The 6,345-nt window shown below is 74.8% G+C and carries 6 protein-coding genes; 2 read left to right on the top strand and 4 right to left on the bottom strand.

Annotation, left to right across the window (positions count from 1 at the left end; translation table 11 throughout):
- Positions 1–285: IS30 family transposase (locus ACFVHB_RS36355; protein ID WP_380331067.1), on the top strand; the 285-nt coding region annotated here is incomplete at its 5' end.
- A 96-nt stretch (positions 286–381) separates the two neighbouring features.
- Here the strand turns inward: ACFVHB_RS36355 and ACFVHB_RS36350 are convergent.
- A complete protein-coding gene (locus ACFVHB_RS36350) occupies positions 382–2,700 on the bottom strand; it encodes a heavy metal translocating P-type ATPase (RefSeq protein ID WP_380331065.1) in 2,319 nt (772 codons plus the stop codon).
- A 76-nt stretch (positions 2,701–2,776) separates the two neighbouring features.
- Positions 2,777–2,995 carry a heavy-metal-associated domain-containing protein gene (locus ACFVHB_RS36345; protein ID WP_380331062.1) on the bottom strand — a complete coding sequence of 73 codons (219 nt, stop codon included), beginning with the start codon at positions 2,993–2,995 and terminating at the stop codon, positions 2,777–2,779.
- 298 nt (positions 2,996–3,293) lie between these two features.
- Between ACFVHB_RS36345 and ACFVHB_RS36340 the strand changes: the two genes are divergently transcribed.
- Positions 3,294–4,493 carry a PP2C family protein-serine/threonine phosphatase gene (locus tag ACFVHB_RS36340; RefSeq protein ID WP_380331059.1) on the top strand — a complete coding sequence of 400 codons (1,200 nt, stop codon included), beginning with the start codon at positions 3,294–3,296 and terminating at the stop codon, positions 4,491–4,493.
- Here the strand turns inward: ACFVHB_RS36340 and dhaL are convergent.
- Positions 4,480–5,106 (bottom strand): dihydroxyacetone kinase subunit DhaL, encoded by a 627-nt coding sequence (gene dhaL, locus ACFVHB_RS36335; protein WP_380331056.1) that lies wholly within the window; start codon positions 5,104–5,106, stop codon positions 4,480–4,482. The two genes, ACFVHB_RS36340 and dhaL, sit on opposite strands and share 14 nt — an antisense overlap.
- 13 nt (positions 5,107–5,119) lie before the next feature.
- Positions 5,120–6,115: a dihydroxyacetone kinase subunit DhaK gene (gene dhaK, locus ACFVHB_RS36330; RefSeq protein WP_380331053.1), complete on the bottom strand. Its 996-nt coding sequence runs from the start codon at positions 6,113–6,115 to the stop codon at positions 5,120–5,122.
- Between the last annotated feature and the right edge of the window lie 230 nt (positions 6,116–6,345).

Below are 6,345 nucleotides of genomic sequence, written 5' to 3'. Positions count from 1 at the left end.
CGGTCGCTGACCTGGGACCAGGGCGCCGAAATGGCCTCACACGGATCGTTCACCGTCGCCACCGGCGTCCCGGTCTACTTCTGCGACCCGGCCAGTCCCTGGCAGCGCGGCTCGAACGAGAACACCAACGGCCTGCTGCGGCAGTACTTCCCGAAGGGCACCGACCTGACCCTCCACACCCCCGAGCACTTGGCCGCCGTCGCCGACCAGCTCAACCGCCGCCCACGCAAAACGCTCGGCTGGGAAACCCCAGCCGAGCGTCTGGCTAAACTCCTCGCGGCCTAACCAACCGACCACGTGTTGCAACGATCGCTAGAAACCGCCGGAGCGGTACGGGCCCTTCGCCGTCGGCCGGCCCGGTCGGCCGACCGGGCCGGACGGTCAGGCGGCCCGGAAGCGGCGCAGCCGGAGGCTGTTGGTGACCACGAAGACCGAGGAGAAGGCCATCGTGGCGCCGGCGATCATCGGGTTGAGCAGGCCGGCGGCGGCCAGCGGGATCGCGGCGACGTTGTAGCCGAACGCCCAGCAGAGGTTGCCCCGGATGGTGGCCAGGGTGCGGCGGGAGAGCCGGATCGCGTCGGCGGCGGAGCGCAGGTCCCCGCGGACCAGGGTGAGGTCGCCGGCCTCGATCGCGGCGTCGGTGCCGGTGCCCATGGCCAGCCCCAGGTCGGCCTGGGCGAGCGCGGCCGCGTCGTTGACGCCGTCGCCGACCATCGCCACGACCCGGCCCTCGGACTGCAGCCGCCGCACGGTGGCGACCTTGTCCTCCGGCAGCACCTCGGCATTCACGTCGGTGGGCGCGATGCCGATCTCGGCGGCCACCGCCGCGGCCACGGCGGCGTTGTCCCCGGTGAGCAGGACCGGCCGCAGGCCCAGCGCGCGCAGCTCGGCGACGGCCTCGGCGCTGGTGGGCCGGACCGCGTCGGCGACCTCCAGCACGGCCCGGGCCGCGCCGTCCCAGCCGACCGCGACGACGGTCCGGCCGGCCGCCTCGGCTTCGGCCCCGGCCTTGTCCAGGGCCGGCGGCAGCGGCTGGGCGTGCTCGGCCAGCAGGGTGGCGCGCCCGGCGAGCACGGTGCGGCCCTCGACGGTGCCCCGGACGCCGCGGCCGGGCAGGCTCGCGAAGTCCGCGACGGGCGGCAGCTCGCCCGTCCGGTCGGTGGCGGCCGCGGCGATCGCGGCGCCGATCGGGTGCTCGGAGGCGTGCTCGACCGCGCCGGCCAGGCGCAGTGCCTGCTGCGCGGTGACGCCGTCGGCCGTGTGCACGGCGAGCAGGGTCATCCGGCCGGTGGTGACGGTGCCGGTCTTGTCCAGCACGATGGTGTCGACCTTGCGGGTGGTCTCCAGCACCTCGGGGCCCTTGATCAGGATGCCGAGCTGGGCGCCGCGGCCGGTGCCGACCATCAGGGCGGTCGGGGTGGCCAGGCCGAGGGCGCACGGGCAGGCGATGATCAGCACGGCGACGGCGGCGGTGAACGCCTCGGTGGGGCTGTCGGCGGCCAGCAGCCAGCCGATCAGGGTGCCGAGCGCGATCAGGATGACCAGCGGCACGAAGACGGCGGAGATCCGGTCCGCCAGGCGCTGGGCGGCGGCCTTGCCGTTCTGCGCGTCCTCGACCAGCCGGGCCATCCGGGCGAGCTGGGTGTCGGCGCCGACCCGGGTGGCCTCGACCACCAGCCGGCCGCCGGCGTTCACCGTGGCGCCGGTGACGGTGTCGCCGACCGCGACCTCGACCGGCACGGACTCGCCGGTCAGCATCGAGGCGTCCACGGCCGAGGCGCCCTCGACGACCACGCCGTCGGTGGCGATCTTCTCGCCGGGGCGGACCACGAAGCGCGTTCCGGTGGTCAGCCGGTCCACCGGCAGCCGGACCTCGCGGCCGCCCTGGAGGACGGAGACGTCCTTGGCGCCGAGGTCGAGCAGGGCGTGCAGGGCGGCACCGGCCCGGCGCTTGGAGCGGGCCTCCAGGTAGCGGCCGAGCAGGATCAGCGCGGTGACGGCGGCGGCCGTCTCCAGGTACAGGGTCGACGAGGCGTCGGTGTCACCTATCGAGAGCGAGAACGGGTGCCGCATCCCGGGGGTGCCCGCGGTGCCCCAGAACAGTGCCCAGAACGACCAGCCGAAGGCGGCCAGGGTGCCGAGCGAGACCAGGGTGTCCATGCTCGCGGCGCCGTGCTTGAGGTTGGTCCAGGCGGCGCGGTGGAACGGCAGCCCGCCGTAGACCACCACCGGGCCGGTCAGCGCGAAGGCCAGCCACTGCCAGTTGGTGAACTGCATGGACGGGATCATCGACAGCATGACCACCGGCACGGAGAGCACGGCGCTGACCAGCAGGCGGTCCAGCAGGGGGTCGGCCGGTGCCCGCTCCGGCGCGGCGTCGGCGGCCGGGGCCTCGGGGGCGGGGGCCGGCGGCGGGGGGAGCTCGGCGGTGTAGCCGGTGTTCTCGACGGTGGCGATCAGGTCGGCCACGCTCACGCCGGGCCCGAAGTCGACCCGGGCCTTCTCGGTGGCGTAGTTGACCGTGGCCTCGACGCCGTCCATCCGGTTGAGCTTCTTCTCGATCCGGGCCGCGCAGGCGGCGCACGTCATCCCGCCGATGGACAGCTCGACGCGGTCCCGCACGACCGCGGAGCCGTCCGTCGCGGCCGCGTCGGTCGCGGCCGTGTCCGGGGCGGTGGAGCCCGGGGTGGAGGTGCTCATGCTGATCAGCTCCTTGGTCTGAGCGGACGGCGGGAGCGCGTGGCCGGACCGCGCGCTCCCGCGGACGGCAGGCGGCTCAGGCGGACCGGCCGACCAGCTCGTAGCCGGCCTCGTCGACGGCGGCGCGGACCTGCTCGTCGTCCAGCGGGGCGGCGGAGGAGACCGTCACCGTGCCGGCCTTGGCGTCGGCCGCCACCTCGGTGACACCGGCCAGGGCGGAGAGCTCCTTGCTGACCGAGCTCTCGCAGTGGCCGCAGCTCATGCCGGTCACGGTGTAGGTGATGGTGCTGGACATCGGGGCCTCCGGGAGGTCTGTACGGCCACGGGCAGGTGCCCGGGCTGTTCTTCTGATAACACCATACCCCTGCGGGGTATCACCCGGGGAAGAGGGTGATGTGGCGTGGATCGCACCCCGTTCGCACCGCCTGTCGCGGGCGGCGCGGGCGCTTCCGAGAGCAGAGCGTATGCGCCCGGACACGCTGCGCCCGAATCCGCACGCCGGGGCGGCGGGCGGATTCGGGCGCGGGGAGCTGCCGGCCCCCGGGTCCGGGCGTGCGGGGGTGGGGCGGCAAATCGTCCGATATGTTCGATATGTGTTCCCGATCCGCCGAGCCCAGTCGCCCGCGGTCCCGACGGCCGCGGGGCTGCCGCCGGACCGGCGACGCGGCGCGCTGCTGGCCACCGACCTCCAGGACGTGCCGTTCTGGCGCCGGGCCAGCCCGGCCCTGATCGCGATCGTGCTGGTCGGTCTGGCCGACCTGCTCTCCGGCAAGGACCGCTACCTCGCACCGCTGATGACGGTCGTCCCCACCATCGCCGCGCTCACCCTGCGGCCGCTCGAACTGCTGCTGGTCTGCTCACTGGGCTTCTTCGCCGTGTTCGGTCTCAGCCACTACGACCAGGTGGACAACGTCAACGACGAGCGCTTCCTCTACGGCGCGATCGTCAGCTACCTGCTGCTCACGGTCTTCTCCGCCTGGGTCGCCAAGCTCAGGATGCGGCGGGCCGCCGCCTTCGCGGCCGTCAGCTCCGTCGCCGAGGCCGCCCAGCGCGCACTGCTGCGGCTGCCCGGCCCGGTCGTCGGACCGCTGCACCTCGCGGTGCGGTACGTCTCCGCCGCCGACGCCTCGCGGATCGGCGGGGACCTCTACTCCGTCCTGGAGACCCCGCACGGCACCCGGGTCGCCGTCGGCGACGTGCGCGGCAAGGGGCTGGGCGCCGTGCAGACCGCCGCCGTCGTGCTCGGCGCGTTCCGCGAGGCCGCGTACGACGAGGTCGGGCTGCGCGGCGTGGCCGCCCGGATCGAGGCCAGCGTCGAGCGGCACGTGCCGGACGGGGAGTTCACCACCGCGCTGTTCGCCGAGTTCCGCACACCCGGCGTCATGGAGCTGCTGCAGTACGGACACGTCGCGCCGATCCGGGTGGACCCGGACGGCCGGGCGCACGTCCTCGAAGCGCCCGACCCGTGGGTGCCGCTCGGCCTCGGCCGGCTGGCCACGGGCGAGCCCACCTCCTGGGACCAGCCCTTCGGTGACGAGGACGTGCTGGTGCTCTGCACGGACGGCGTGATCGAGGCCAAGCACCGCAAGAGCGGCGGGTTCTACCCGCTGGCGGAGCGGGTCGGCCCGCTGGTCCGGGGCGCGGCCCGCTCCTCGGCGGAGCTGGAGGCGGCGGTGGGCCGGGTCTACGCCGACCTGCTGGAGCACACCGGCGGGGAGCTGCGGGACGACGCGCTGCTGCTCCTGATCACCCGGACCGACCGCGAGCCGGAGGGCCCCTTCAGCGCGCGGTGACCTCGGCGAGGGCGCGGAACAGCAGGGCGGTGGAGGTCGCGCCCGGGTCCTGGTGGCCGACGCTGCGCGGGCCCAGGTAGGAGGCGCGGCCCTTGCGGGCCTGGAGCGGCACGGTGTCCAGCGCGCCCTGCTCGGCCGCGTCCGCCGCCGCCCCGGCCGCCTCCGGCAGACCGGCGCCGGCCCGCGCCGCGGCGCGGAAGGCCGCCACGGCCGGGGTCCAGGCGTCCACGATCGTCTTGTCGCCCGGCTCGGCCTTGCCAAGGTCCTGGAGCGCCCGCAGGCCCGCCGCCAGCGCCTCGCCGAACTCCGCCGGGCCGGCCGGGCCGGGCAGGGCGGCGCCCACGGCCCGGAAGGCCTTCCCGTACAGCGGGCCGGAGGCGCCGCCGACCTTGGAGATCAGCGTGGTGCCGGTCCTGGTCAGCACCGCCCCCGGTCCGGCCGGGTCGAGGCCGTCCAGCGCGGCCCCCACGGCGGTGAAGCCGCGCTGCAGATTGCTGCCGTGGTCGCCGTCGCCGATCGCCGAGTCCAACTCGGTGAGCCGCTGCTGCTCCTCCGCCACGGCCGCGGCGATCGCGCGCACCCAGGCCTCGGCGAGCGTCGTGTCGAAGTCCATGCGGGAGCTCCCTTCAGGCCCGCTTGAGGGCGGGGGTGTCGGCCGGGGCGTCCCAGAGCTCCAGCAGCTGGGCGTCGGCCTTGGCCAGGGTGAGCGAGAAACCCGCCATGTCCAGGCTGGTCACGAAGTTGCCGACCAGGCTGCGGGCCACCGTCACGCCGTGCTCGGCCAGCCGGGCGGCCACCTCGCCGAACACGATGTACAGCTCCAGCAGCGGGGTGCCGCCCAGGCCGTTCACCAGGGCGATCACCTCGTCGCCGGCCGTCAGGTGGTGGTCGGTGAGGATCGTCTCCACCACCTCGGTGGCCAGCTCGCGGGCCGGGCGGAGCTTCTCCCGGCGGCGGCCGGGCTCGCCGTGGATGCCGACGCCGACCTCGATCTCGTCCTCCGGCAGGTCGAAGCCGGGCTTGCCGGCCGCCGGGACGGTCGCGGCGGTCAGCGCGATGGCGAACGAGCGGGAGGCGGCGTTCACCCGTTCCCCCAGGGCGGCCACCTCGTCCAGCGGGGCCCCGCGCTCGGCCAGCGCGCCGGCGATCTTCTCCACCAGCACGGTCGCGCCGGTGCCGCGGCGGCCGGCCGTCCAGGTGGAGTCCTCGACCGCGACGTCGTCGTTGACCAGGACCGTCCGGACCTCGATGCCCTCCTCGGCGGCCAGTTCGGCGGCCAGCTCGAAGTTCATCACGTCGCCGGTGTAGTTCTTCACCACGAAGACCACGCCCGCGCCGGAGTCCACGGCCTTGGCGGCGGCCAGCATCTGGTCCGGCACCGGGGAGGTGAAGACCTCGCCGGGGCAGGCGGCGTCCAGCATGCCCGGGCCGACGAAGCCGCCGTGCAGCGGCTCGTGGCCCGACCCGCCGCCGGAGACCAGCGCGACCTTGGGCGCCGGGGGCCGGACCGCGCGGGTGATCACCCGGTTCACCGGGTCCACCGTCAACTCGGGGTGGGCGGCGGCGACTCCGGCCAGGGCGTCCGCCAGGACGCTCTCCGGGGTGTTGATCAGCTTCTTCACGACGCTTCGCTCCCTCGGCAGACGATGCTGACCCGACGCTACGCCACCTCCCTCTCCTCGCACCCCTCTTCCCGTCGGGATGTGGGCCGGGGGTTCGGTGGGGAGGTGACCCGCGGGGCGTGGTGGCGAGGTGGGCCGGGGGTTCGGCGGGAGGTGGGTCGGGAGTTCGGTAGGTAGGTGACCTGCGGGGCGTGGTGGGGATGTGGGTCGGGAGTTCGGTAGGTGGGGGC

This window comes from Kitasatospora sp. NPDC127111 (genome assembly GCF_042677465.1).
GTDB lineage: Bacteria > Actinomycetota > Actinomycetes > Streptomycetales > Streptomycetaceae > Kitasatospora.
This window is presented reverse-complemented; position numbering and strand designations above follow the sequence as displayed.